Annotated in this window: 19 protein-coding genes; 7 read left to right on the forward strand and 12 right to left on the reverse strand. The window is 66.2% G+C overall.

Going from position 1 to position 24,658, the window contains the following annotated elements; genetic code table 11:
• Positions 1-27: 27 nt before the first annotated feature.
• On the reverse strand, positions 28-531 hold the full coding sequence (locus EU800_RS01360) for a DsrE/DsrF/DrsH-like family protein (RefSeq protein ID WP_129627719.1): 504 nt from the start codon (positions 529-531) through the stop codon (positions 28-30).
• A gap of 457 nt (positions 532-988) precedes the next feature.
• On the opposite strand from EU800_RS01360, the gene EU800_RS01365 reads away from it, so the two are divergent.
• The 5 genes from EU800_RS01365 (at position 989) to glpB (ending at position 8,073) form a co-directional block, all read left to right on the forward strand.
• Positions 989-2,275 (forward strand): OmpP1/FadL family transporter, encoded by a 1,287-nt coding sequence (locus EU800_RS01365; RefSeq protein ID WP_129627722.1) that lies wholly within the window; start codon positions 989-991, stop codon positions 2,273-2,275.
• Positions 2,276-2,442: 167 nt separating this feature from the next.
• Positions 2,443-3,726 carry an NAD(P)/FAD-dependent oxidoreductase gene (locus EU800_RS01370; RefSeq protein ID WP_129627725.1) on the forward strand — a complete coding sequence of 428 codons (1,284 nt, stop codon included), beginning with the start codon at positions 2,443-2,445 and terminating at the stop codon, positions 3,724-3,726.
• A gap of 146 nt (positions 3,727-3,872) precedes the next feature.
• Positions 3,873-5,168, forward strand: coding sequence for a (Fe-S)-binding protein (locus EU800_RS01375; RefSeq protein ID WP_129627728.1), 1,296 nt, complete (start codon positions 3,873-3,875; stop codon positions 5,166-5,168).
• Positions 5,165-6,760, forward strand: a complete 1,596-nt coding sequence (glpA, locus tag EU800_RS01380) for an anaerobic glycerol-3-phosphate dehydrogenase subunit A (RefSeq protein WP_129627731.1) — start codon at positions 5,165-5,167, stop codon at positions 6,758-6,760. Before EU800_RS01375 ends, glpA begins: the two co-directional genes overlap by 4 nt.
• Positions 6,757-8,073, forward strand: a complete 1,317-nt coding sequence (gene glpB, locus EU800_RS01385) for a glycerol-3-phosphate dehydrogenase subunit GlpB (RefSeq protein ID WP_129627734.1) — start codon at positions 6,757-6,759, stop codon at positions 8,071-8,073. Before glpA ends, glpB begins: the two co-directional genes overlap by 4 nt.
• Here glpB and EU800_RS01390 read toward each other — a convergent pair.
• The 10 genes from EU800_RS01390 to EU800_RS01435 form a co-directional block, all read right to left on the reverse strand.
• Positions 8,057-11,161, reverse strand: coding sequence for an AAA family ATPase (locus tag EU800_RS01390; protein ID WP_129627737.1), 3,105 nt, complete (start codon positions 11,159-11,161; stop codon positions 8,057-8,059). The two genes, glpB and EU800_RS01390, sit on opposite strands and share 17 nt — an antisense overlap.
• Entirely contained in the window at positions 11,158-14,136 is a 2,979-nt protein-coding gene (locus tag EU800_RS01395; RefSeq protein ID WP_129627740.1) for an NAD(P)-binding protein, read from the reverse strand. Before EU800_RS01395 ends, EU800_RS01390 begins: the two co-directional genes overlap by 4 nt.
• Positions 14,137-14,386: 250 nt before the next feature.
• Positions 14,387-14,581: a hypothetical protein gene (locus tag EU800_RS01400; RefSeq protein ID WP_129627743.1), complete on the reverse strand. Its 195-nt coding sequence runs from the start codon at positions 14,579-14,581 to the stop codon at positions 14,387-14,389.
• Between the two features lie 6 nt (positions 14,582-14,587).
• On the reverse strand, positions 14,588-15,628 hold the full coding sequence (locus EU800_RS01405; RefSeq protein WP_129627746.1) for an NAD/NADP octopine/nopaline dehydrogenase family protein: 1,041 nt from the start codon (positions 15,626-15,628) through the stop codon (positions 14,588-14,590).
• A 68-nt stretch (positions 15,629-15,696) separates the two neighbouring features.
• A complete protein-coding gene (locus tag EU800_RS01410) occupies positions 15,697-17,220 on the reverse strand; it encodes a tripartite tricarboxylate transporter permease (protein ID WP_129627749.1) in 1,524 nt (507 codons plus the stop codon).
• Positions 17,213-17,710 carry a tripartite tricarboxylate transporter TctB family protein gene (locus EU800_RS01415; RefSeq protein WP_129627752.1) on the reverse strand — a complete coding sequence of 166 codons (498 nt, stop codon included), beginning with the start codon at positions 17,708-17,710 and terminating at the stop codon, positions 17,213-17,215. Before EU800_RS01415 ends, EU800_RS01410 begins: the two co-directional genes overlap by 8 nt.
• A 75-nt stretch (positions 17,711-17,785) precedes the next feature.
• Positions 17,786-18,757, reverse strand: a complete 972-nt coding sequence (locus tag EU800_RS01420; RefSeq protein ID WP_207209826.1) for a tripartite tricarboxylate transporter substrate binding protein — start codon at positions 18,755-18,757, stop codon at positions 17,786-17,788.
• Between the two features lie 99 nt (positions 18,758-18,856).
• Positions 18,857-20,314, reverse strand: a complete 1,458-nt coding sequence (locus EU800_RS01425) for an NAD(P)-binding domain-containing protein (RefSeq protein WP_129627755.1) — start codon at positions 20,312-20,314, stop codon at positions 18,857-18,859.
• Positions 20,311-20,898, reverse strand: coding sequence for a peroxidase-related enzyme (locus EU800_RS01430; RefSeq protein ID WP_129627757.1), 588 nt, complete (start codon positions 20,896-20,898; stop codon positions 20,311-20,313). The genes EU800_RS01425 and EU800_RS01430 overlap by 4 nt, the downstream gene beginning before the upstream one ends.
• Positions 20,895-21,383 carry a hypothetical protein gene (locus EU800_RS01435; protein ID WP_129627760.1) on the reverse strand — a complete coding sequence of 163 codons (489 nt, stop codon included), beginning with the start codon at positions 21,381-21,383 and terminating at the stop codon, positions 20,895-20,897. Before EU800_RS01435 ends, EU800_RS01430 begins: the two co-directional genes overlap by 4 nt.
• A gap of 143 nt (positions 21,384-21,526) precedes the next feature.
• Here EU800_RS01435 and EU800_RS01440 point away from each other — a divergent pair, with 143 nt between their 5' ends.
• The gene (locus EU800_RS01440; protein WP_207209827.1) at positions 21,527-22,486 is read left to right on the forward strand and encodes a LysR family transcriptional regulator; all 960 of its coding nucleotides are present in this window, start codon (positions 21,527-21,529) and stop codon (positions 22,484-22,486) included.
• Positions 22,487-22,515: 29 nt separating this feature from the next.
• On the opposite strand, the gene EU800_RS01445 is transcribed toward EU800_RS01440, so the two are convergent.
• The gene (locus tag EU800_RS01445; protein ID WP_129627763.1) at positions 22,516-23,436 is read right to left on the reverse strand and encodes a LysR family transcriptional regulator; all 921 of its coding nucleotides are present in this window, start codon (positions 23,434-23,436) and stop codon (positions 22,516-22,518) included.
• A gap of 132 nt (positions 23,437-23,568) precedes the next feature.
• Here EU800_RS01445 and EU800_RS01450 point away from each other — a divergent pair, with 132 nt between their 5' ends.
• The gene (locus EU800_RS01450; protein ID WP_129627766.1) at positions 23,569-24,603 is read left to right on the forward strand and encodes a uroporphyrinogen decarboxylase family protein; all 1,035 of its coding nucleotides are present in this window, start codon (positions 23,569-23,571) and stop codon (positions 24,601-24,603) included.
• Positions 24,604-24,658 lie beyond the last annotated feature (55 nt).

A 24,658-nucleotide genomic window follows, 5' to 3' on the forward strand; every position in this document is an offset into this window, starting at 1 on the left:
TATGTCCTCCCTGGTTGCGGCAGATGTTCAGATGAACAGGTTGATGTCGGATTTCAGTGCGGTCTCCATATAGGTCGCCGCGCCGCCGAGCTCGATGCCGTCGATCATGTCGTCCTTCGAGTATTCGAACAGGTCGAGCGTCATCTGGCAGGCGATCATGCGCACGTCGGACTCGATGGCCGCCTCGCGCAACTCCTCGATCGAGGCCACGCCCTTCTTCTTGATCAGGTTCTTCATCATCGTGCCGGCAAGCCCGCCGGCGCCCGGCAGCATGCCCACCAGGTTCGGCATCTTCATGTGCCCGCCCATCATCGGCATTTCCATCGCCGCGTTGCCGAGCGTCGTAAAGCCGAGGTTGAGATCCTTCTTCAGCAGGACCAGCCCGTAGAAGGTGAAGAACATGGTCACTTCCACATCCATCGCCGCGGCCGTCGTGCCGAGGATGAAGGGCGGATAGGCCCAGTCGAGCGTGCCCTTGGTCACGATGATCGACATGCTCTTGGCGTTGTCGATTTGGCTGGTGTCCAGCATGTGCGTCCTCCCGTCGCTTGGTTGACACATCTTAGCATTCATAATTTCGAATGAATACTGAAGCTTCTGCCGCACCGCGGCATCGCCGCTCGCGCAACTCGTTGTAATACATACATCGTGCCGGGACCGCGTTGTGCCGCAAGGCAGAAAATTGCTTTCGAACGTCATGTCCGGTCGCGTCGACAGGCATTAGCGCCGCGTGCCCCACCCGTTCGAGAGTTCAGACAGTGCGCGCGTATCAGGGCAAATTCCCGTCCCTCGATCGCCACATACCGAATCGAGTGACGCAGGATGGACCCAGAAAGCAACAAAATTCACCCCGCGTCACAATATCATCACGCTTGGATCAAGACATGCTGATATTCGAATTATCGGATTCGGCGGAGACGAATGCGGCCGCGAGTCGGCAGGAACGCAAGCGCGCGCCATCACGTCGCGGATCGGGAGGAGACGCATCATGACACTCAACAACCATCACCGTGCGATCGCCGGAGCGGCGACGCTCGCCCTGCTCGGGGCGGCGGCAGGCCCTGCGCTGGCAACAAATGGCTACTTCGCCAATGGCTACGGCGCCGGCTCCAAGGGCATGGCGGGCGCCGGCGTCGCGGTGCCGACAGGCGTGCTCAGCCTGGCGCAGAACCCTGCCCTCGGCAACAAGGTGGGCAATTCCGCCGGTATCTGCCTGACATTCTTTTCCCCGGATCGCGGCTTCGACATCGATGAGGGCGGCCCGCTCGTCCCCGGCAGCGAGACCAGCAAGAACGACATCTTCTACATTCCCTGCGGCGGCGCCAACTGGAAGCTGAACGACCAGAGCTCGCTCGGCTTCGTGCTCTATGGCAACGGCGGCATGAACACCGAATACGACAGCAACATCTTCTCGAATTTCGCACCTCCGGGTGTCGCGACGACGCCGCTCGGCGTGAACCTCGAGCAGCTCTTCATCAGCCTGAACTACAGCTACCAGATCAACGAGCTGTTCACGGTCGGCTTCGCGCCGATCTACGCCGTCCAGCGCTTCTCGGCCACCGGCCTCGAGCCCTTCGACAACCCGTTCTTCTCCACCGATCCTGGCCATGTCACCAATAACGGTGATTCCTGGTCGCGCGGCTGGGGCTTCAATGTCGGCCTGCTCTACGAGCCGAACGAGCAATGGGATATCGGCATTTCCTACCGGTCCCGTATCTGGATGAGCGAGTTCGACAAATATTCCGGCCTGTTCGCGCAGGGCGGCGATTTCGACATCCCGGCGACGCTGCTGATCGGCGCGGCCTACACTCCGGCGGCGGATCCGCGCTTTACCTTCACAGCGGAATACCAGCGGATCTACTACAGCCAGATCGACGCGATCGCCAACGAGAGCGCCGTGATCGACACCCAGTTCGGCGCGGATGACGGCCCGGGCTTCGGCTGGCTCGACATGAACATCTTCCGCGTCGGCGGCATCTATCGCCACAACGATCAGTGGACCTTCCGCGGCGGCGTCTCCTATGCCAGCCAGTTCATTGACGACAACGAGGTGCTGCTCAACACGCTCGCACCGGCGACGATCCAGTGGCACGCCTCGCTCGGCGCCACCTACACGGTCAACGAGAACTGGAAACTGCACGGCGCCTACACGCACGCCTTCAACAGCGAAGTGTCGGGCCGGAACGAAACCAGTGCCTTCGGTCTCGACATGCAGGATATCGATCTGCGGATGTCGCAGAACGAATTCATCCTCGGCGCCAGCTACAGCTGGTGACCTGCGAGGGCCGCGCCGCGATAGGCGGCGCGGTTCCGTTCACCGGCCCGGACCGGTCAAGCACTTGATCTTCGTCAATCCGCCGGGAGGCCGGTTGTGGCAGGCTTTGCCGCACGGATTGCGGCGAGGCCGCTGCAATCCGCTTGTTAGTTAGGGAGGGGAATGCGATGGCACATGTCGTCGTGCTGGGCGCCGGGCTCGGCGGAATTATCATGGCGTACGAGGTGCAGGATCATCTCGGCCCGGATCATCAGGTTACAGCGATCAACAAGGGCACGACCTACGGTTTCGTGCCATCGAACCCCTGGCTCGCCGTCGGGTGGCGCGAGAGGAAGGAGGTCGAGGTCGACCTTGTCACCATTCTGGAGCGTCGCAACATCCGGTTCCGTCCGGAAGGCGCGGCCCGCGTGCACCCGGACGAGAACCGGGTAGAACTGACCGGCGGCGACAGCGTCCCCTATGACTACCTGATCATCGCGACCGGGCCGGAACTGGCCTTCGACGAGATCGAGGGGCTTGGCCCGGAGGGCCACACCCAGTCGGTCTGCATGGTCGATCACGCGGTTCAGGCCAGGACCGCCTTCGACAAGCTCGTCGCCAATCCCGGCCCGGTGATCATCGGGGCGGTCCAGGGCGCGAGTTGCTTCGGCCCGGCCTACGAGTTCAACTTCATCGTCGACACCGCGCTGCGCCGGGCCAAGGTGCGCGATAAGGTGCCGATGACCTTCGTGACCTCGGAACCCTATATCGGCCATCTCGGGCTCGACGGCGTGGGCGACACCAAGGGCCTGCTCGAGAGCGAGATGCGCGAGCACCACATCAAGTGGATCACCAATGCCCGGGTGAAGTCCGTCGAGGAAGGCATGATGCATGTCGAGGAGGTCGCCGAGGACGGCTCGGTCAAGGCCTCCCACGACCTGCCATTTGCTTTCTCGATGATGCTCCCGGCCTTCCGGGGGGTCGAGGCGGTTCGCGACATCGAGGGGCTGACCAATCCGCGCGGCTTCGTCATCGTCGACAAGCATCAGCGGAACCCGACCTATCCGAACATATTCGGGATCGGCGTCGGGGTGGCAATTCCGCCGATCGGACCAACCCCGGTTCCGGTCGGGGTACCCAAGACCGGCTTCATGATCGAGAGCATGGTGACCGCGACGGCGATGAACATCGCCTCCCTCGTGGCCGGCAAGGAGCCGCACCAGGTCGCCACCTGGAACGCGGTCTGCCTCGCGGATTTCGGCGATTCCGGCGTGGCCTTCGTCGCTCAGCCGCAGATCCCGCCGCGGAACCTCAACTGGTCGTCCTCCGGCAAATGGGTCCATTATGCCAAGATCGGCTACGAGAAATACTTCCTGCGGAAGATCCGGATCGGCAAGTCGGAACCCTATTACGAGCGCTTCGCTCTGAAGGCGCTCGGTCTCGACAAGCTGAAGGTCACACACCACGACTGACGTTCCGGCCTGCGGCGCCGTAGCGCCGCGGGCCCCCTCACCTGTCCAAGCAGCAGCGCATCCGCGATGCGCTCTGGGACGCATGTCGTCTCCGGGCGGGATCGGCTATCCTTGCCAGCGGCAGATCTGAAGGCGGAGACACAGACATGGGGGCGCATTCCCGGGACAGAACCGTCGATTTCCTTGCCGTCGCGCGGGAGATCCTGCCGCCGGGCGCGAATTACGATTCCTGCGTCGGCTGTGGAATCTGCGCCTCGGGCTGCCCGGCGTCCGGCCTTTTCGGCATGGATCCGCGGCGCTTCATCAACATGGCCACGCTCGGGATGAACGAGGAGCTTGCAACCACGCCCTGGGTCTGGGCCTGCACCCAGTGCAAACGCTGCGCCTATCTCTGCCCGATGGGGATCGACGTGTCGCAACTCGTCGGCGTCGCCCGCGGGCTTTGGCCGGAAGAGGAGAAGCCCAAGGGCATCGTGCGCTCCTGCGCCGCGCAACGGATGGACGAGAGCACCAGTGCCATGGGCGTGCGCTCCAAGGATTTCGTCGAGATCGTCGAGGAGACCGCTGAGGAGTTGCGCGAGGCCGACCCGCGTTTCGCCGATCTCAAGGTGCCCATCGACAAGAAGGGCGCGAAATTCGTCCTTAACCAGAACTCGCGCGAGCCGGCCGTCGAGCCGGAGGAGATGGGTCCGCTCTGGAAGATCCTCGACTATGTCGGCGCCGACTGGACCTATGCGTCCAAGGGCTGGGCGGCGGAAAATTTCTGCATGTTCACCGGCGATACCGAGGCCTGGCGGGAGATGGTGGAGACCCGCGTGTCGGCAATAAACGATCTCGACTGCGAGGTCTGGATCAACACCGAGTGCGGCCATTCCTTCTACACGCTCTGGCAGGGGATCGAGAGGTTCGGGCTCGAGGCGAATTTCGAGGCCGACACGCTCGTGACCTATTACGCCCAGTGGATCCGCGAGGGAAAGCTTCCGGTCAACTCGGACTGGAACGTCAACAATATCAAGTTCACGGTGCAGGACCCCTGTCAGATGGTGCGCAAGTCGCTCGGCGACCAGGCCGCCGACGACCTGCGCTTCGTCGTGAAGACGCTGGTGGGCGAGGAAAACTTCATCGACATGCAGCCTTGCCGCAGCGCCAACTATTGTTGCGGCGGCGGCGGCGGTTTCCTTCAGGCCGGGATGAATGACGCCCGCCGCGCCTATGGCAAGCGCAAGTTCGACCAGATCGCAGCGACCGAGGCGACATACGTGCTCACCCCTTGCCACAACTGCCACTCGCAGATCGAGGATATCGGCGAACATTATCAGGGCGGCTATCACGTGACCCATCTCTGGACGCTCATCTGCCTCTCGCTCGGCATTCTCGGGCCGGATGAGCGCAAGTATCTCGGCCCCGAATTGGCCGACCTCAACCTGCCGGACGAGGCATGAACGTGCGGGTTCACGAGACCGAAGTCCTGATCATCGGCGCCGGCGCGACCGGCTCGGGCATCATGCGCGACCTCGCGTTGCGCGGCATCCACTGCCTGCTGATCGACCGGCGGGACCTCAACGCCGGCGCCTCGGGCGGCAATCACGGGCTCCTGCACAGCGGCGGACGCTATGCAACGGCCGATGCCGAGACCGCCGCGGAATGCCGCCGCGAAGGTGAGATCCTGAAGCGATTGGCGCCGGAATGCATTGACGATTGCGGCGGGCTCTTCGTCGCCGTCGAGGGGGATGACCCGGATTTCGCCGCCCGCTTCCCGGAGCATTGCCGGGTCGCGGGCATTCCCTGCGAGGCGCTCACGCCCGCCGAGGCGCGGGAGCGGGAGCCGGCGCTGCCGGAGACGGTCTTCGCCGCTTATACGGTGCCCGACGCCACCATCGACCCGTTCCGCATCGTGCTCGAAAATGTCGGTCAGGCACAGCAGGCGAATGGCAGCCGCTACCTGCCGCATACCGGCGTCGAGGGCTTCGACATCGAGGATGGCGAGATCGTCCGCACCCGCTGTCGCGACCACCGCTGCGGCGACCCGGTCGAGATCCGTGCCCGGCAGGTCGTCAACGCCAGCGGCGCCTGGGCGGAGAAGGTCGCCCGGCTCGCGGGCTGCACCGATGTCACCCTGCTCTGCTCCAAGGGCACGCTTCTCATCAGTAACGCCCGCGTCACCAACGGCGTCGTCAACCGGCTCCGCCCGCCCGATGATGGCGACATCCTTGTGCCCGGCGGCACCGTCTCGCTGCTCGGCACCTCCTCGGTCACGGTCGAGGACCCCGACGATATCCGCCCGACGATCGCGGAGGTCGACCGAATCCTCGCGGAGGGAGCGGCGATGCTTCCGATTTTGAACGAAACCCGCTTCGTCCGCGCCTTCAGCGGCGTGCGTCCGCTCCTCAGGGCGCCGGGTTCGGAGAGTGACGGCCGCAAGGCGAACCGCGGATTCGCGCTTTTCGACCACGAGGACCAGGGGTTGACGAATTTCGTCACTGTTGCGGGCGGCAAGTTCACCACATTCCGGCTGATGGCGGAGAAGGCCGGCGATCTCGTCGCGCGCCGCCTCGGCAACAGCGAGCCCTGCAAGACGGCGCTGGTCCCCCTGCCCTCCGGCGATGCGCTGCGCTGGACCGATCCGGGTGCTGCGGCGCGCGACTGGTATCGCCGCGCCGACCCGACCGACATGATCCTCTGCGAGTGCGAGATGGTCGCCCGCTCCGCAGTCGACACGATCCTCGCCGAGGCGCCCGGCGCCGAGGACCACATGAGCCTGCGCGCCATTGCACTCCGCAGCCGCATCGGCAAAGGCGCCTGCCAGGGCGCCTTTTGTGCGCTCCGGGTCATGGCGCATCTCTACGACCGCGGCGTCTATGACGGGCCGGACGGGCTCAGGCAGGCGCGGGACTTTGTCGAGGGCCGCTTCCGTGGCGTCCGGCCGGTGCTCTGGGGCGCACAGATGCCACAGGCCGAACTGGCCGAGATCCTGCATTGCGGCCTCGCCGGCATGGACCTTGCCGCGGCCGAAGACGAAGGGCGGACAGGATGAAACGCAGGTCCCGCCGCATTGACACCGATCTCGCGGTGATCGGCACCGGAATCGCCGGATTCGCCGCGAGCCTCTTCGCCTGCCGCCGCGGCCTCGAGGTGGCCCAGTTCGGCCATAGCGGCGCGATGGCCTATACCACCGGCTATCTCGACCTGCTCGGCGTTCAGGACGGCCGGGTGCTCGACGATCCCTGGGACGGGCTCGGCGCACTGCGCCGCGAGACGCCGGAGCACCCGTTGGCGCGGCTGCCGGACGAGACCATCCGCACGGCCTTTGGCCTCTTCACCGAGGCGCTCACCGAGATGGGCCTTGGCTACACCGCGCCCGGCGAACGCAACCTGCGCGCCTTGCTGCCGAACGGGCTCGTCAAGTCGACGCTGTCGGTGCCGCAAACGATGCTGCCGGGATGCGAGGCCCTTGCGCAGCGCGCACGCACGCTGGTGCTCGATTTCGACGGGCTTCAGGGCTTCAGCGCCCGCGCCTTCGAAGCCAACCTCGCGGAGCGCTGGCCGGGTCTCAGTTCGGCGCGGCTTACCTTCCCGGGGATGGAGGACCGGCAGGTCTTTCCCGAGGTCATGGCCCGGGCGCTGGAGACCCGCCAGACGCGGGAGGCACTGGTCGATCTCATCCGGCCGCAGCTCGATGGTGCGGAGTATGTCGGCCTGCCGGCGATCCTCGGGATGCAGGCGCCTGACCGCATTCGCACAGAGATGGAAGCCGCGCTCGGCGCGACGCTCTTCGAGATCCCGACCATCCCGCCCGCGGTCCCCGGCATTCGCCTGCGCGAAGGTTTCGAACGCACGATGCCCGAGCGCGGCGTGACGCTCGACCCGGTGCTCAAGGTGTCCAGGGTCCGTTTCGGTGCGGCGGGCGCGACGCTCACCCTGCACGGCGCGATGGAAGATATCGAGGTCGAGGCCCGCGCCGTGCTGCTGGCCACCGGCCGATTCCTGTCCGGTGGCCTGCGCGCTGATCGAACGCAGGTCAGCGAGACGCTTCTGGGCCTACCGATCCGCCAGACGGAAAGCCGCAACGACTGGTATCGTAAGGATTATTTCGATCCGGCCGGACACCCGGTGAATCGGCTCGGGATCGAGGTCGACGCCTCGTTCCGCCCGGTCGATGCCGCGGGCGATCCGGTGCAGGACACCCTTTTTTCCGCTGGTGCTATCCTAGCGCACCAGGACTGGGTCCGGCAGCGCTGCGGCGCCGGGCTGGCGATCGCCTCGGCCTATGCCGCCGTCGACTCCGCCGCCGCCCATCTCACGCCCGAGGGCCAGCCCCCGGACCGGTCGGTCAGATCGGATCGGTGAAGGCGCGGGCTGCCGTGACGAAGGCCGGGTGCGCCTCTGCGCCCTCCGGCGTCAGCCGCGCGAGTTCCGCCGCAAGCCAGGCTTCCGCCTCGACCTGACCGGCGCGCCCCGCCATCAGGCGCGCGCGCGACGCGGCGATCAGCGCCGACCAGGCCCGCGTTCCAGCCTCGACCGCCAGTGTGTCCGCCTGTGCTAGGTCGGCCTCTGCGAGCGCGGTGGCTGCGGGATCCTGCAACAGCGCGATCTCCGCCCGCAGGCGATGGACCTCGGGCGCATAGAGCAGGTCCCCCCCCTGCTCCAGCGCCTGCATCGCCCGCCCCATCGCCTGTTGCGCAGAACCGAAATCGCCGGCATCGGCGCGGCACCGGGCGAGGCAGGCACGGTGATAGGCTCCACCGAGACGCAGGCCGATTGCATCCATCTGTGCGATCGCCGCCTCGAAATCGGCCAGCGCCGCGGTCGGGCTCTCGTTGCGCATGCGCTCATGGGCGAGCCAGACCGCACCCGCCGCGATCCAGAACGGCTGGCCGAGCTCCACCGCACGGGCAACGGCGCCTTCGAGAACCGGGCGATAGTCAAAATCGGTCAGCGCATAGCTGTAGGGCGCGTGGCTGTAGATGCGGATATAAGGTTCCAGGAAGGGCAGTTCGAGGAAGGCCTCGTGATCCAACGCCTCGCGCAGCGTCGCCTGCCAGCCAGCGAGATCGCCGGCGAGGTAGCGGCCGTGGATCTGGAAGAGCAGCGCGATCTCGAGACTGTCCTGCGAATAGTGAACCGCCTGATGGCGATGCAGATGCGGCTGGTAGAGCCGGCGGACACGATGCGTCGTCGCCTCCTGCTCGGCCAGCCGTCCCTGGTTGCAGAGCATCGGCGCCGCCGCGCAGGCCGCCAGCACCTCGAGTTCCGGCAGCTCGGCGGCGATCTCGTCCATCCGGCGGTTCATCTCCGTTCCACGCGGCACATCGCCCCGAACGAGGTAATGCGCCCAGATCCCCCAGGCGATCTGGAATTCGCTCTCTCCGCTGCGTCCTCGGGCGAGGCAAAGCTCCATCGCGCGCCTGTAGGCTTCGGCCACGCTGGCATCGGAGAAGCCCCGCTGCTGAACCAGCGCGAGGCCGCGCGAGAACTTCACCGCCATCTCCAGCTCGTCGCGCACCGGTCCCTCGGTGATCCCGAGCAAGCCCTCTTCCGCCCAGTCCATCAGTCGGATCGCCTCGGCGACCTCGCCCTGCGTGACCGCGAGCTGGGCGGCGCGGACGAGGAAGGGGATCGCCTCCGCGGGGCGTCCGGCGCCCATCAGGTGGGTCGCCGCGGTCACCGGCTGCGCCTCGAGCCTGCCTGGCGCGACGGCGCGATAGGCGGCGAGCGCCGTGTCGTGCAGTTGCAGCTTGCGGGCGCGCAGCAGGGTCTGCATCACCGCGTCGCGGATCAGCGCGTGGTCGAACGACACCGTGCCCCCGCCGCCGGGCACGAAGAGGCCGCGGCGGATCAGGTCGGCGAGTTGGCCGGAGATCTCGGCTTCGTCACGCCCGACCATGGCCGCCAGCACGTCGATGCGCACCTCCGCCCCGAGCACCGCGGCGGCATCGACGAGGTCGCGCAGATCGCCGACATGGTCGAACCGTTCCAGCAACGCCTCGATCATCGTCGGCGGGATGGTCTGGGTCGCGTCGCGGTCCGGCCGTTCCAGCACCGCCTTTGTAATATGCTCGAGATAGAGCGGTACGCCGCCGGCAAGCTCGACGATACGGCGGCGCGTCTCGGGCGGGATGACGCCGTTGGCGTCCAGGTCGGCAACCAGCGAGGCAGCGCTTTCCGTCTCGATCCGGTCGAGACGGATCGGAACCACCCCCTCGGCTACGGTCTCGGGACCTTCGGGGCGGCGGGTGACCAGGATGAAGAGCGGCCGTCCGGCGAGACGCTCCGGCAGCCCGGAGAGCAGCGCGGCGCTTTCGGTATCGATCCAGTGCGCGTCCTCGACGAAGAGAACGACCGGAGCCTCCGAGATCGTTGTCTCCAGAAGCGCCAGAAGCGCCTGCGAAACGAGTTCGTTGCGGACGATGGGCGCCGGCTGGGCAGCGTCCAGGCCGTAGAGCAGCGCCAAACCCTGCACCGCACCTTCCGGCGCCCATTGGGCGAGCAGCGCACGCCGCTCGTCCGGGGTCTCGACAGAGCCGAGCCCCGCCAGCGCATCGACGAAGGCACGGAAACAGGCGAAGCTGCGGTCCCGCAGATGCGGTTCGCAGGCGATCCTCAGGATGTCGTTCTCATCGACGCTCTCGCGAAGGAAAGCCTCCACCAGAGCGGTCTTTCCATATCCGCCGGGCGCGGTCACCTCGACCACCGCCACGCGCCCGTCGGTGACCGATCGCCAGAGTTCGCGAAGCTGTTCCCGACTGCGGGCACGCCCTACAAAGCGGGCGACGGGCGCGGTTGCCGCATCGGGCGTGGCCATCCAGATCTCGACCGGTTCGGCGAAGCCGCGCAACTTGCGCGCGCCACGCGGTGTGAGCGCGACACCGGTCCCTTCCAGCCGCTGACCAGTCTCGGCCGAGACCGCGACCTCGCCGTCACCGGCCTCGGCCTGAAGCCGCGCGGCGAGATTGACCGTGCCGCCGATGGCCAGCGCCTCACCCGCCGGTGCGCCGGGGTCGGATTCGGCCACGACCATCCAACCCGTCGCCACCCCGGCGCTGGCCGAAAGCACGCCGGCGCCCGGAAGCGGGATCGCTCCGGCGCGCCGGACGATTTCGAGCGCGGCGTGGACCGCCGGCACTGCCGAGTTCTTGAGCGTGCTGGGATAGCCGAAATAGGCCAGCATGCCGTCGCCCATATACTTGGCGACGAACCCACCGTGCTCGATGACCGCCGCGTTGCAGATCTCCCGGAAACGGTTGACCACGTCGAACATCGCCTCGTCGCCGATCGTGCCGGTAAGCGAGGTCGACTCTGCGAGGTCGCAGAAGAGCACCGTCATGAAACGGGCCCGCGCGGCGCTGCGCTCGGTCACCCGCGCGCCGCAGGAAGAGCAGAAGCGCGCGCCGTGCTGCAAGGCAGCGCTGCAGGAGGGGCAGACGGCGGCGTTCATCGCGCGGGGGACTCTTTCAGCAGGCGGCGCAGGTCGGCCGACTGCAGCGGGTTGTTGATTGTCGCGTCGCAGGTCAGGAAGACGCCGCCGAAGGGAGATGTCGCGATGTCGGCAGGCGTGATGTCCCCCAAGGGCAGACCGAGGGCCGGCGAGGAAATCCGGATCGTCATTTCGAGCGGTTGCAGCCGCGCCTGCCCGAGCGAGAAGTCATAGACCGAGTATTGCCACTGGCCGAGCTTGTTGCGGGTGACCATGGCCATCTCGAAGCCCGGCCGAACCCGCTCGAAGTTCGCCAGCTCGCGGGCTGGAACCTCGGCGCCAGCCATCCGGTAGCTGCAGGAAATGATCTCCGCATCCGTGACGGGGTCGCGCACGACGTAGCTGCCGTCCACGTCATCCACTGCCGCCTTTTGCTTGGGAAAGCCGTAGCCGTAGACCCCGAGCAGGACCGGCAGGGAGGCGTCGAGATAGAGCCGAGTCGGCGTCAGCAACGGCGGCAGGTCCTGCAATTCGGGATCGCTGTGGCGGACCCAGGGGACGGCGCAGATGAACTCCGAATAATTCATGCCGAACGGCATGAGATTGGGCCGGACATTGCGCTGGCGACCGAAGAGCAGCGTCACCGGATGCGTGCCCGGCGGCGTCAGAGACTGTTCTGCCGGCTCCAGCCCTGCGGGCAGCATCGCCGCGACCGCAGCGCGCGGGAATGGCAGCGTGACCGTCGGCCCGGTCGTCTCGGCCATGCCGAAGGCGGCGCTCCAGGGCCAGCCGGAGTTCTGCGGCCGGTAGGAGGTCAAAACCGGCGCGCGGGGCTTCGGCGCGTTCGATGGCTCGCGCGGGATCGGGTCGGCAAGCTCGCCGATGATCCTCACAGGCTTGCCCGCAAGCCCCGCCGCCGCCCGGAGCCCCGACATTGCCGCCGCCTCGACGCAGCCGGCATTGATGCCGGTATAGGTCCAGTCGCCGGCCAGCCAGAGGTTACGGAAGCCGGACCGGTCCGAGCGCAACCGCGCCGCGGTCGAGCCCGGCACCGAAAGGACGTAGCGCTCGGTCGGCTCGTAATTGGCCCTGAAATACTGCGTCTGCCACATCCCGCCCGCGCCCGGCGATTGCGTGCTGATCAGCGCGCTCTCGTCGAACTGGCCCGCAGCATCGAAGGCGCCCGGCCAGATCCTGGGGCCGTGATCGTGCATCCAGCGCCGCGACGACTCCATCACCGCGGCATGTGCCCGCGCCGGGAAGCCGGTGTCGGTATAGGGCGGAATGACCTCAGGGTCCGCTAGCGGGCCACAGAAATAGGCAATGGACCCTGGCTCAAGTGCCGTCGGCCAATCCTCGGTGGCCGTGAGATGGGTCATGTCCGCCCAGGTGTTCATGTCGTCGGCATAGGCGGTCAGGATTGAATCGCCATCGGGCCATTCCAGCGCGTCGACGGTCGGTTTCAACCAGAGTTGCATCGCCTGGGTCGCGGTGGTCTCGACGCGGTCGATCATCCGCCGCCAGGCGGGATCGGCCGCGATCAGTTCGCCCGCGATCTCTGGCAGCGCGCCGAGGGAGATGCCAAGGATGACCTCGTCGAAATCCTTGCCGAGTTCGAGGGTTCGGGTGCCGACCGGCGCCCAGTCGGTCCAGGAGCTTTCGAGGTTGATCTTGCGGTCCCTCAGCGCCGCGCCCTCTTCGAGCTGGTCGTAGAACGGTTCGGACGGCCAGCAGTCGAGCCCATCGACCCGCACGAAGGGCGCGTATTCGCCCGCGGTGACGGTGGCCTGGCGGTCGATGACGATCCGCTCGACCGCCAGTTTCGCGGCATCGAGCTCCAGCGTCCGCACCTTGTGGAAGAACTCGAACTTCACGCCGCGCGCCTTCAGCGCCTTGTAGTAGGGCGTGAAGATCGTGTCGCCCATGCCGGCGCGCATCTTGAAGAAAATGGCCTTCTTGTAGGTGAAGAAGAGCCGCATCGACCCGTGCAGGAAAGTGCCGGCGGCGATCGCCCGGTGCGACGGGTCGGTCCTGCCATGGCGGAAGCCAAAGGCGTAATCATAGACGGCCCGCACCAACGGGCTGTCGATCGTCTCGGGTTGCGCGCCGTGCCGGGCCAGCCATTGCGAGATCTCCTCGCCGTCGATCGACTCGAACCCTTCGAGGAGCACGTCGTCTGCGATCATGCCGCGGAGCGCCGCACCGCCGAGATCCAGGATCAGGTAGGCCTTGCGCATGTCTGCGGACATCTCCGCGGTGGACATCGTCCCGGCGAAGCTCGCCCGTGCCGTCCGGATATCGCGCTGAACCTGATGCGCGAGCGCCTGGAGCGCCTCGACATCCTCCGAGGCGACCGCACCCAGATCCCCGGGCAGCGCCCGGGCGAGGCCGTGCAGCCAGTGCAGCGCGGTGGCGCCGAGACTGTCGAGCGTGTCGTCGATACGCGCACCGATATGCGCGATCACCCGGTCGGGAAGAGCATCGGCCGGATGCTCCGGCTGGTGCGCCGCGAGGGTTTCGGAGTCCAGCAATTCGCGGAGATAAGCGGCCAGTTCCTGAAGGTAATAGACCGGGCTCAGATAGACATCGTCGGAGCCGGGCACCGCGCTGTTGCCGGCAACCTGCATCGGCCAGAAACGCCAGCCGCCGGGCGCCGCGTCGCCAAGGGCGATGTTGCCATGCGGAATGAAGGCGTCTTCAAAGGAGAGGAACGTGCCGTCGGCGCCCGCATCCTTGAGCTCCTTCAGACAGGCCTTCATCTGGGCAATCGCGTTGTCGTAGAAGCCCGACCAGACATGCAGCCCGTGTTCCTCGATCCGCTGGCCCTCGCCGGCGCGCCGCCCGCTGGCCCCTTTGCCGCCCAGACGCCAGCCGAGCTGATAGACTGTGACCTCGTAGCGCGCCCGCGCCTCCGCGGTTTCGGTGAGCGCGAAGGCCGCCGTCATGGCACCGACACCGCCGCCGAGAACCGCGACTTTGATCTTCTTCTCTGTCATCCGGCCGCTCCCCGGAAGATCCTTTTGACGTCCACGAAAATGATATCCCTGTTCGGCCAACCGACCGCCGTCGGTCGTTCTGCGCCCCGGCCCACGGCATCAGCCTACGCCGGTTTCCCGAGGCCGCACAACCTTGTTTCCCATACGGCAATTGTGGAAAGCGCGCGCTGGTCCGTCATTCCATCTGGCACCATCATTGCACACAGTATCGGTGTCGGCCGACCTTGGACCGGAGTTCCCGAACCCTTTGTCAGGGCTCGGCGATGATCCCGCCATCCACCGCGAACACATGGACACGCAGGCGGGCAACGCGGTGCCCGTTGCCGTGATCGTCAAGCTTGGGACAATTCCGGTAGCGCCGGAGATTGGCAGGCGCATTTGCGTCGGAAAGGTCGACCGTCACGAAGTGCGGCGAGATTGACCCGCGCGAAGGCTCGGACCGCATCCTGCGTCAGTGCGGCCCTGCCCCTTCGGCCATGGCTTCGATTTCATCCAGGGCGGCCGGCAGCAGATCGTTCCGCGCCCTGAAATCGGTGCCGAGGCTGACGGAGATCAGGTCGATGCCCGCCTCGTGCAGGACCATCGGAACGTTCCGCCGCCGCCCCAGGTCGCACAGGGGCACCAGCCCGAAGGGCACGTCCTCGACGACATAACGCGTCGCGAGCGTCGTCGGCCCAAGCGACCCACGGCCGAGGGCCACGACCTGTCGGGCCAGATCGTGCATGCTTTCACCCGTGATTTCCGGGAAAGTCAGCCGGAAATGGTCCTGCACGCTGCGCACCTCGAAGCCGAGATCCCGGGCGAGCGCGAGCCGCTCGAGGTCGAGCCGTTCGATCAGCCGGCCCACGGCCGGGGTGATGCCGCGGTAATTTTCCCACGCCTCTCCCGTCTCGATCCGCGTCAGGTTGCCGAGCGTGTTGGCGAGGTGAACTTCCGGATTGAGATTGCTCAGGCCGATGGCGAGCGGGCTGGGGATCGGCCGGAACACGTCGCCGAAGAGCGACTGACACAGCGCGACCGCTTCGGCAGGGTCATCGAACCCGGCCGAGGCCATGTCGATCGTGCCCCGCAAGGTCCCGACGCGGATGCCCTCCGGCGTCCGGTGCGCGGTCGCGACCGTCGTCGACCAGGAAACGCACCGCGCCTCCCTGCCCTCCATGCGGAGACGGCGCGCGAGATAGAAGGAGGCGAAGGAGAGTTCCGCGCTGAAGATGACGGTCTGAGAGGGTTCCAGAGCTGTCGCGATGGCGTCGAGAACGGCGCGGGTTCCGGTCGCCTGTCGGGCGAGGATCATCGCCTCTGCGTGCTCCACGGCCTCCGCCAGCGTCGCGGCCTGCGGGACCGTCGCGCGGGTCTCGATCGCCCCGTAAAACCGGGTGTCGGGCGAGGGCCTGTGAGCCTCAGAGAACAGTCGCACATCGTGCCCGGCCTGCATCAGGAGCACCGCGTAGGTCAGCCCGACCGGCCCCCCGCCAATCACCGAAACCTTCATGATGTATCCCCCGAAAGCCTGCGCAAATCGGCCGCCCCGGATGCCGGGGCGGCCGCCTTCTCACCCGGTCAATGCGCCGCCGGGGTTTCCGCAGTGCCGGCCAGTTTCCGGCGCAGCATGCCGATCAGCGGCAGCGACATGATCAGCAGGCTGAGGCCGGCAAGCAGCATCGAGAGCGGGTTGTGCAAGAGCGACCACCAGTCACCCTGGTTGATCAGCAGCGTCAGCCGCAGATTGTGCTCGGCCATGTCACCCAGGATCAGACCCAGGACGATGGGTGCCAGCGGGAAATGCAGGCGGTTGAGCAGGTATCCGAAGATCCCGAGGCCGAACATCAGCCACACGTTGAACATGCTGCTGCTGAGCGCGTAGATCCCCACGAAAGTCAGGCAGAGGATCATCGGAGCCAGCACCGGCTGCGGCAGGCGCATCACCTGGGCAAAGACCCGCGTGGCGACATTGCCGCCAAGGGTGAAGAGCAGCAGCGAGGTCAGCAGCATCTGCCACATGAAGCCAAAGACGATGTCCGGCGTATCGCGAAAGAGCTGCGGACCGGGCTGCAGGCCATGCACCAGGAGACCGGCGAGGATCACCGCGGAGACACCACTGCCCGGCACGCCGAGCACCAGCGCAGGGATCATCGCGGCGGCGTTGTCGGCGTTGTTTCCGCACTCGGCGGCGGCGATCCCGAGGGGGTTCCCCTTGCCGAAACTCTCCGGCTCCTTCGATACCCGCTTGGTCTCGTTATAGGCGATGAAGGCCGCCATGGAGCCGCCGGTGGCGGGCAGGATGCCGACCCAGATGCCGATCGCGCTGCTGCGCAGCCAGGTCGGCACGAAGGACCAGAAGTTCCGGCTGAGGCTGTCCTCGGGGCGCGACTTGAAATCCGAAAGCTGATAGCCGCGCACGACACCCTTCTCGATCATCCGGATCGCCGGCGGGATGGCGTAGAGTCCGGTGAGGATGATGAGGAGGTTGATCCCGTCGATCAGGTATTTCTGATCCCAGGTCAGCCGCTGGTGTCCCGTCATCACGTCCGAGCCCACGGAACCCAGGATGAGGCCGATACAGCCGGCAATGATGCCCTTGACCGGATCCTTGCCGAGGAGGATGGCGATCGTCGACATGCCGAAGATGGCGACCCAGAAATACTCGGCCGGACCGAAGAGCAGCGTCACCTTGACCAGCGGCGGCGCAAAGAGCATCAGCGACACGGCAGAGAACGCGCCGCCGATCGCGGACGACCAGCAGGCGATCTTGAGCGCATAGCCGGCGCGCCCCTCCTGGGCCATCGGGTAGCCGTCGAAGGTGGTCACGATCGACGGCGGCGTACCGGGGATGTTCAGCAGGATCGCGGGAATCGCGCCGCCATACATGGCGCCATTGTAGATCCCCGCCATCAGGCCGAGCGCCACGAGCGGTTGCAGCGAGAATGTCAGCGGGATGAGCACGGCGATGGCAAGCGTCGCCGTCAGGCCCGGCAGCGAGCCCACGATCATGCCGGTCAGGACACCGACGACCATACCGAGGATGTTCGGCCATTCCAGCACGACAGGCAGCGCGTGAAGGATGGGCAGAAAGAGGTCAAGCATGGATGACGTCTCCCGCGGGGACCGACATGACTGTGGCGCTCTGGAAGAACTCCTCGGGAAGCGGTCGGTTGAACAGAAGGCCGAAGACGGCATAGACGAAGATGCAGAAGGCGAGCGTCGCAGCGAGGAGCGCGCGCCAGGAGCGGTATTCCGCGAATGCCGCCGCGACGATGATGAACAACGCGCTGGCCGTGTAGTATCCGAGTGTCTCCACGATCAGGAGATACCCCGCGAAGAGAGCCAGTCCGCCGACCATCCGCTTGGGGTTGATCGAGAAATGCCAGGTCTCGATCTCTGCGCCCTGAGCGCGCTGAGATGCCCCCGTCAACGACCGGATCATCATGATGACTGTCGCCACGGCCATGACCGTCAGGACCATTTCCGGGAACAGCTTGGCGTCTTCCGGAAGGCCGCTGAGATTCTGCCAGGCAAACAGGGTGGCGAGCAGAAGGAGGGTTCCGACTACCAGTTCCGTGATTTTATAGCGCATCACTCATTTCACCTTGTGAGGTCAGCGGCCGGCGCAAGCGGGCACCGGCCGCAGCGTGCATGTCGAGAGCGAGGCTTATTTGACCCAGGGGTCGATTTCCCACGCCTTGTCGAGCGCCGTGCTGGTGTTGGTGAGGAACTCGCCATAGGCCGCCGGATCGAGATAGGCCAGCGGCGCGCCGGCGGATTCCGCCTTGGCGATATACTCGGGATCTTCCATCGCCTTGGCGACAGCACCGGCGATAACGGCGACGATCTCGTCGGGGGTGCCGGCCGGGAAGGCGAGACCGCGAGACGAGCCGGAAATGACCTCCACGCCCTGCTCCCGGAAGGTCGGCACATCCGGCGCGGACGCGGCGCGTTCCGCGGACATCACGCCGAGGATCCGGATATCGCCTTCATCCGCATAGTCGGTCGCCTCGGAAAGGTTGAAGGCGGCGACCGGGATATGTCCGCCGAGCAGCGCCGTGCGCAGCGGTGCCGTCGCGCCGAAGGGCACGTGGTTGAACTTGGACTCGGTCTCGGCCTGAACCTGCTGGATCGCGAGATGTTCGCTGGATCCGACAGACCCGCTGGTGCCGATCGGGAGCGCGCCCGGATTGGCCTTACCGAACTCGATGAGATCGCCGAGGGTCTCGAACTGGCTGTCGCTGCGGACCGCGAAGATGCCGGGATCATAGACGAGGTTGGCCACCGGGGCGAAGCTCTCCGGGCTGTATGCGGTCTCGCGCGTGTAGGAATAGGCGAACATCGCGGGCAGGTTTATGAAGCCGAGCGTGTAGCCATCCGGCTCGGACGCTGCCAGCAGGGAGAACCCGACCTCGCCGCCGGCGCCGGGCTTGTTGAGGATCACCAGATCGGCCCCGAGATACTTCTCGATGAACGGCTCGATGGTGCGCGCAGCCACATCGGTGCCGCCGCCGGGATTGAAGGCAACGATCACGTCAATGGGCTGTTCCGGGTATTCGGCCAGCGCCGGGGCTGCCAGCATTCCGGCGGCCATCAGACCGGCGACGAGGCTGCGGCCAAGTGCATACGGGGTCTTCATGTGGGTCTCCTTTGAGTTGGATCAGTGGATGTCGTCACGGGGCGGTTTGGTCCGCCCGCTATTGTTTTGGGCTGTTCGGTTATCGTTCAGGCAGTTGTCTCATTCCGCCGCCTCCGTCAGGGACGGCGTGGAGTCGGTCCATTCGTCGCCTTCCAGTTCGGGAATGTCATAGGCTTCCAGCGCCTCGAAATGGCGCTTCCGGTCGGCCACGAAAAGCTCGGACACGATCCCGCGCATCAGGCGGTCCGCGCCGGCCGAGATCGCCGGAATGTCCCCCGACAGCTTGCCGTGGCTGAGCATGGCAGCGTCGTTGAAACAATGGATGCGCGCCAGCATGGGACAGTCGCCCGCGCTCTTCTCGAGAAACTCGAAACTCTCGCCGAGATAGGGCGCGTCGACCATGAAGGGCGTGGTCGGCCCCATCTCCGGCCGATACGGGCCGTCTCCCCAGGTCTTGATATGGGGCGCGATGGCGGCCAGCTCGGCGCGACCGTCGAAATCGTTGCGGAAGCCCGTGGCCGCGATGATGAAGTCGGCCGGGAAATCCGCAAATGGCGTTTTGGCGACGACGTGATCGCCCGTCTCGGTCACGGTCTCGACAGGGCAGCCGAGGAACAGCCGCGCGTTTTCGTGCCGGGTCACCCGGAGGGTGGAACTGCGCGGCGGCGGTACCTGCTGATCGTTCACATAGGCGACGAACCGGTATTTCCAGGCATCCGGCAGGACGCGCATCCCGTGCACGACGCCCTGGCTGCCGATGCCGGTCATCTTGTTGACGCGCGGCATCTCCTTGCGGCGGATCAGCATGTCGACCTGCGCCGCGCCCGATTCCAAGGCGGTCGCCGCGTTGTCCATGGCCGAGGCGCCGGCCCCGATGACGATCACCCGCTTTCCGGCGAGCGCGGCGAAGTCGACCGGATCGGCGCTGTGCGCCCAGAACCTTTTGTCGATGCCGTCGAGAAAGCCCGGCACGACCCCGCCGCCGAGGCCGGAGCGACCGGTCGCCAGCACGAGGTGACGGCAGTATTCCACCCGTTCCCCCGTGCCGTCGTAGAGCGAAACGGCAACCAACCCGTCTCCGGCATCCGCAAGCCCGGTCATCCGGGTCTCGTTCACCACCGGCAGGCCCAGGACCCTGCGATACCACCGCAGGTAGTCCATCCATTGGCCTTTCGGGATCTTGTCGAGCGCCTCCCAGCCGTCGACTCCATACTGCGCCGTATACCAGGCACGGAAGGTCAGAGACGGCAGGCCGAGCGCGGGACCGCTGAGCGACTTGGGCGAGCGCAACGTTTGCATCCGCGCGAAGGTTTCCCACGGGCCCTCGAGCCCGGCCGGCGCCGCATCGTAAAGCACCACGTTGTCGACGCCCGCGAGCTTCAGCCGTGCGGCACCGGCCAGCCCGCACATACCGGCGCCGATAAAGAGCACATCCCAGACGCGCTGCCCCTCCCGGTGGCGCGGCGGGACCCAACTCTTGGAGGGCAGTTCGAGATAGTCGAGATCCGTCGCAAGACGCGCCTCAAGCTGTCGCAATCCGTCCGTTGCAGAACTCATGCCGCCTCTCCCCTGGCCGTGCTGTGCGAATGGCCGAGCGGGTGCATCAGCCGGTTGGCCCAGCCGAAGATCGCGACCGCGTGCACCAGATCGACGAGTTCCGCATCTCCGAGCCCGGCCTCCCGCAACGCGCGGACGCGCTTTGGCGTGACACGCGCGGGCATGGCGGCAAGCGCTTCGGCAAAGTCGACGATGGCACGCTCCCGGTCCGTCAGCGCGTCGCGGCGTCCCGCCCAGAGCGCCGACACCACCCTGCCCGACCCGCTCAGCCGGACGTGCTTACGGGCATGGACATTGGCACAGTATTGGCATCCGTTCGCGAGCGACGCCGCAAGTGCGGCCAGTTCCCGGTCCGCGCGCGGCAGCCCGCCTTCCGCATAGAGGATGGCGTTGAAAAGCTGCGTCCGCGCGACATAGCTCTCCGGATCATGGGCCAGCGTGCGCACATAGGGCGACACCCCCGTGGATGACGGCGTGACCTTCATCGCCTCGAGCTGCGTGCGCGACGCCTCGGCGATCTCGACCGGAGGCAGATATGGCGCCCAGGTCAGCGGCTTGATCCTGATGACGGGAAGCGCGCTCATCTTGCACCGTTCACGGCGGCCAGTCCCTCGACGACCTGCACCTGGAAACAGACGAAGGCGACGAGTTCCGATAGCGCGACGATCTGCGCCGGGCTCATCCCCACGTCCAGAAGCGCCTGGAGCGCGGCGCGCGAGGCGCGGGCGGGCTCCCGCGATATCATGTCGACATGGGCCGCGACGGCCGCGAGCCGTGGATCGTCGGGCATGCCGCCATGCGAAACCTCGCGGAGCCCGGGCTCTTCGCTCGCCGGGTATTCCGAGATCAGCGTGGCATGCTCCGAGTGCAGAGCCACCCGTCGCGCGACCGCCGCACGAAACCCGCGGCTCAGCCCGAGATCGTCCTCCGGCGCCAGCACCGAAAGGCGACAGGCTTCCACCCCGGAGACGATCTCCGGCCGGTGGGTCCGCAGGCCGAGGCCGGTGCCGCCGTCGGTCAGGCCGGCAGCGCGGTCCACGATGTCCGGGCGGGAGGGTCGCAGTAACATGGTCCGGTTTCCATTCTCGCTGCGTCGTGCGATCTTTGGCTGCCGCGCCGCCGGAAACCGAAGACCGGTTGCGCGATCACACCGTTGCAATTATCTCGATACGGAATATTACATTGTCCATGATGTCAATCAGGAATGATAAAATGATCGACGTGCGCGCGATGGAAGTCTTCGAGGCAGCCATGGCCTGCGGGTCGATGACCGCTGCGGCCCGCCAGATCGGCATCGGGCAGCCCGCCGTGACGCGCCTTGTCAAGGACCTGGAGGCGGAGGTCGGCTTTCAGCTCTTCCAGCGCAACGGGCCGCGGATCTCTCCCACCGACCAGGGGTTGCGGTTTTACGAGGAGGTTCAGCGCGTTCTGTCGAACATGCGGCAGATCCGGGAGCGCGCGACCGCGATCCGTGAGGACTGCGAGCCGTCGATCGACATCGCCGCGACGCCCACCATGTCCGGCGGGCTCTTGAGCCCGGCGCTGGCCCGAATGCCGGTTCGACTGCCGCATTTCGTCAATGCCCAGACGATGGACGCCGAACATGTCGTGCGTGCGCTGCGCAACCGCACGGCGGATTTCGGGATGTCGGCCTTTCCCCTCGAGCACGCGGGACTGAAGGCTCATGTGATCTGCGAGGCGCGGGTCGTCGCGGTGCTTCCCGCGGACCATCCGCTGGCCGCCCGCGACGTCTACAGCCTGTCGGAAATGTCCGGCCAGCGCCTCGTCACCGTCGGCAACGCGTTCCGGCTCCGGCGCAGCATTTCAGCCGCGCTGCGGGCGGAGGGCGTCGAGGTGACATCCGAGTTTTCCACGAACTCCTCGCTCAATGCCGTCATGGCGGCACGCTCCGGGCTTGGCGTCGCCCTGGTCGACCCCGTGACAGCCTTCGGCATTCCGGTCGAGGGCGTGGCGGTCCTGCCCATCGACCACCCGATTCCCTTCGCCTGGGGATTGCTCAGCCCGTCTGACCGGGTCCTGAACAAGACGCTCTCCAGCTTTGTCGAGAGTTTCCGCGACGCCTCGGCGGCGGTTGTCCCCGGATGCACGTTCCACGATGCGGCGGACGATGTGGCGCTCAGACATGTCAATTCGCTCGCTGAAGAGATCTAGCGCGGACCGACCTGCTCCAGCCGGCCCCGCTAAAGCAGCCGTCCGCGGAAAGTGCCCTCCTCGACCATGTCGCGGATACAGCGATGCAGCAGGTCCTTCACTGCCAGCGCCGAGGAAGAAAGCCCGGTATCGGCATGCCAGGCGAAGGACAGGACCCGTTCGATGAAGGGCGACTCGATCCGCGCGGCAGACAGCCAGCCGGCCTCGATCTCGGCAGAGAAGGCGGAATAGGGCACGATCGTGCAGGCCGGTCCCGACTGGATGATGCTCCGATAGACCGAGATCGAATCCTGCTCGTAGGCGATGTTGAGCGACAACCCTTCGCGCAGGGCGATGTTCTCCATCTCGATCCTGAGCTGGTGCGTCTTGTGCCCCATAACCAGCGGGAAGTGCCGCAGTTCCGCAAACTCGATGGTCTCGCCCAGGCTTGCGGGCAGCTCCGATCCGACGAGATAGAGCTTCTGCGCGATGACCGGCTCGCTGGTGATCCCCGACATCGCCGTCACGTTCGGACGCAGCGCGAAATCGACATAGCGCGGCGCCATCTGGTCATCCATCTCGCCGCGATAAAGATCGAGGATGTGCAGGTTCACCTTCGGAAAGGCGCGCCGGGTCTCCCAGAAGATCCTTCCGGCCAGCCGGGGCGCCAGCGATGCGGCGAGGACGATGCGCACCTCGCCTACCGGCTCGTCCGTGGCGTTGACGACCTCCTCGCGGACCTGATCGACATGGCGCAAGAGTGCCGTCGCGCGGTCGAACAGGCGTTCCCCGGCGGGTGTCAGGCGCACGCCGCGGGCCCCGCGCTCAAACACCGGCACTCCAAGATCCTCCTCCAATACCTTGATCTGAAGGGAGAATGCCGGCTGGGCCATGTTCGCCATGCGGGCCCCGGCAGAGATGCTGCCGGCACGGGCGGCAAGCAGGAAATACCTCAACTGGGCGAGTTTCATCGGACGCTTCCTTCCCCATACAAATTCACGATATCAACCATACAAAACTACTATTTTTTGTATAGCCCTTCGGGGCGTAATCTTCCTCCACGGCCACGCGCCGGACCGCGGGACAGAGAACGAGGAAACGTGATGGAATACAGCGAAACGGTGCGCAGCGTCTTCGGGGCACGGGCGGACAACGGACCGCTCTTTTCCGTCTGGACCCATTTTCCGCAATTCGACCGTGACCCCGCCGCTCTCGCGACCGCGACCGTAGATTTCCAGAAGACTTTCGGCCTGGATTTCATCAAGACCTCCCCGAACGGGATGTACACGATCGAGGATTGCGGCGTGGAGCTGGATTTCTCCGAAGTGCATCGCGGCGGCGTGGCACATGTCACGACGAGCCCGTTCCAGGGGCCGGAGGACTGGTGCCGGCTGCGCCCGCCCTCGCCCGAAACCGGGGCCTTCGCGCGCGAGTTGACGTCGCTCCGGATGATTCGCGAGCAGGCCCCCAACGTGCCGGTCTTCTTCACGGTGTTCAGTCCGCTGACCATCGCCAGCAAGCTGAGCCAGGGCCGGATCCGAGAGCAGATCTCCAGCGACCGCTACGCAAGGGAGATCCACGCCGCGCTTGCATCCATCGCCGACGCCGTCGCCGCGCTTTCGGAGGCGGCGGTCGAAGCCGGGGCCGACGGGGTCTTCTATGCGCATCAGGATACCGGGCGGCACCTGCTGGACTATGACCACTTCGACGAGTTCGGCATCACCTACGATCTGGAGGCGCTGGAAGGCGCCCGCAACGCCCGGTTCAACATCCTGCACCTGCACGGCGATTCCATCCGGTTTCACGACCTGATCACCTATCCGGTGGATGCGCTGAACTGGCACCACTGGGAAACCAAGCCGACCGCCGCTGCCGGGCTCGTCGCCTCGGGGAAATGCCTCTTCGGCGGCATCGACCGCCGCTCGCTCACCCGGAACGACGTCGCCGCCGTCGGCCGGCAAGTCTCCCAGACTCTGGCCGCCACGCGAAATCTGGGGGACGTGATCGTCACGCCAAGCTGCACAATTCGCGCCGGGTTCCGCGAGAGCACGCTGCACCAGGTGCGCGCACTGGTCAAAGGCGAGGCCGTGCCGCCACCACTGCACCGGGCTTTCGTAGCTCGGGAATTGCCAGCATGAGGCTGCCGGAGTTGTTTCGGGCGAGCCTTCAGGGCACCGATGCCGTCCAGCGCTT

It is taken from the genome of Tropicimonas sp. IMCC6043, assembly GCF_004146235.1.
Classification (GTDB): domain Bacteria; phylum Pseudomonadota; class Alphaproteobacteria; order Rhodobacterales; family Rhodobacteraceae; genus Tropicimonas.

What these genes read in the sequence shown, in the direction of transcription:
- EU800_RS01360 (WP_129627719.1), bottom strand. Translation starts at nt 531, where the DNA reads ATGCTGGACACCAGCCAAATCGACAACGCCAAGAGCATGTCGATCATC.
- EU800_RS01365 (WP_129627722.1), top strand. Translation starts at nt 989, where the DNA reads ATGACACTCAACAACCATCACCGTGCGATCGCCGGAGCGGCGACGCTC.
- EU800_RS01370 (WP_129627725.1), top strand. Translation starts at nt 2,443, where the DNA reads ATGGCACATGTCGTCGTGCTGGGCGCCGGGCTCGGCGGAATTATCATG.
- EU800_RS01375 (WP_129627728.1), top strand. Translation starts at nt 3,873, where the DNA reads ATGGGGGCGCATTCCCGGGACAGAACCGTCGATTTCCTTGCCGTCGCG.
- glpA (WP_129627731.1), top strand. Translation starts at nt 5,165, where the DNA reads ATGAACGTGCGGGTTCACGAGACCGAAGTCCTGATCATCGGCGCCGGC.
- glpB (WP_129627734.1), top strand. Translation starts at nt 6,757, where the DNA reads ATGAAACGCAGGTCCCGCCGCATTGACACCGATCTCGCGGTGATCGGC.
- EU800_RS01390 (WP_129627737.1), bottom strand. Translation starts at nt 11,161, where the DNA reads ATGAACGCCGCCGTCTGCCCCTCCTGCAGCGCTGCCTTGCAGCACGGC.
- EU800_RS01395 (WP_129627740.1), bottom strand. Translation starts at nt 14,136, where the DNA reads ATGACAGAGAAGAAGATCAAAGTCGCGGTTCTCGGCGGCGGTGTCGGT.
- EU800_RS01400 (WP_129627743.1), bottom strand. Translation starts at nt 14,581, where the DNA reads ATGCGGTCCGAGCCTTCGCGCGGGTCAATCTCGCCGCACTTCGTGACG.
- EU800_RS01405 (WP_129627746.1), bottom strand. Translation starts at nt 15,628, where the DNA reads ATGAAGGTTTCGGTGATTGGCGGGGGGCCGGTCGGGCTGACCTACGCG.
- EU800_RS01410 (WP_129627749.1), bottom strand. Translation starts at nt 17,220, where the DNA reads ATGCTTGACCTCTTTCTGCCCATCCTTCACGCGCTGCCTGTCGTGCTG.
- EU800_RS01415 (WP_129627752.1), bottom strand. Translation starts at nt 17,710, where the DNA reads ATGCGCTATAAAATCACGGAACTGGTAGTCGGAACCCTCCTTCTGCTC.
- EU800_RS01420 (WP_207209826.1), bottom strand. Translation starts at nt 18,757, where the DNA reads ATGAAGACCCCGTATGCACTTGGCCGCAGCCTCGTCGCCGGTCTGATG.
- EU800_RS01425 (WP_129627755.1), bottom strand. Translation starts at nt 20,314, where the DNA reads ATGAGTTCTGCAACGGACGGATTGCGACAGCTTGAGGCGCGTCTTGCG.
- EU800_RS01430 (WP_129627757.1), bottom strand. Translation starts at nt 20,898, where the DNA reads ATGAGCGCGCTTCCCGTCATCAGGATCAAGCCGCTGACCTGGGCGCCA.
- EU800_RS01435 (WP_129627760.1), bottom strand. Translation starts at nt 21,383, where the DNA reads ATGTTACTGCGACCCTCCCGCCCGGACATCGTGGACCGCGCTGCCGGC.
- EU800_RS01440 (WP_207209827.1), top strand. Translation starts at nt 21,527, where the DNA reads ATGATCGACGTGCGCGCGATGGAAGTCTTCGAGGCAGCCATGGCCTGC.
- EU800_RS01445 (WP_129627763.1), bottom strand. Translation starts at nt 23,436, where the DNA reads ATGAAACTCGCCCAGTTGAGGTATTTCCTGCTTGCCGCCCGTGCCGGC.
- EU800_RS01450 (WP_129627766.1), top strand. Translation starts at nt 23,569, where the DNA reads ATGGAATACAGCGAAACGGTGCGCAGCGTCTTCGGGGCACGGGCGGAC.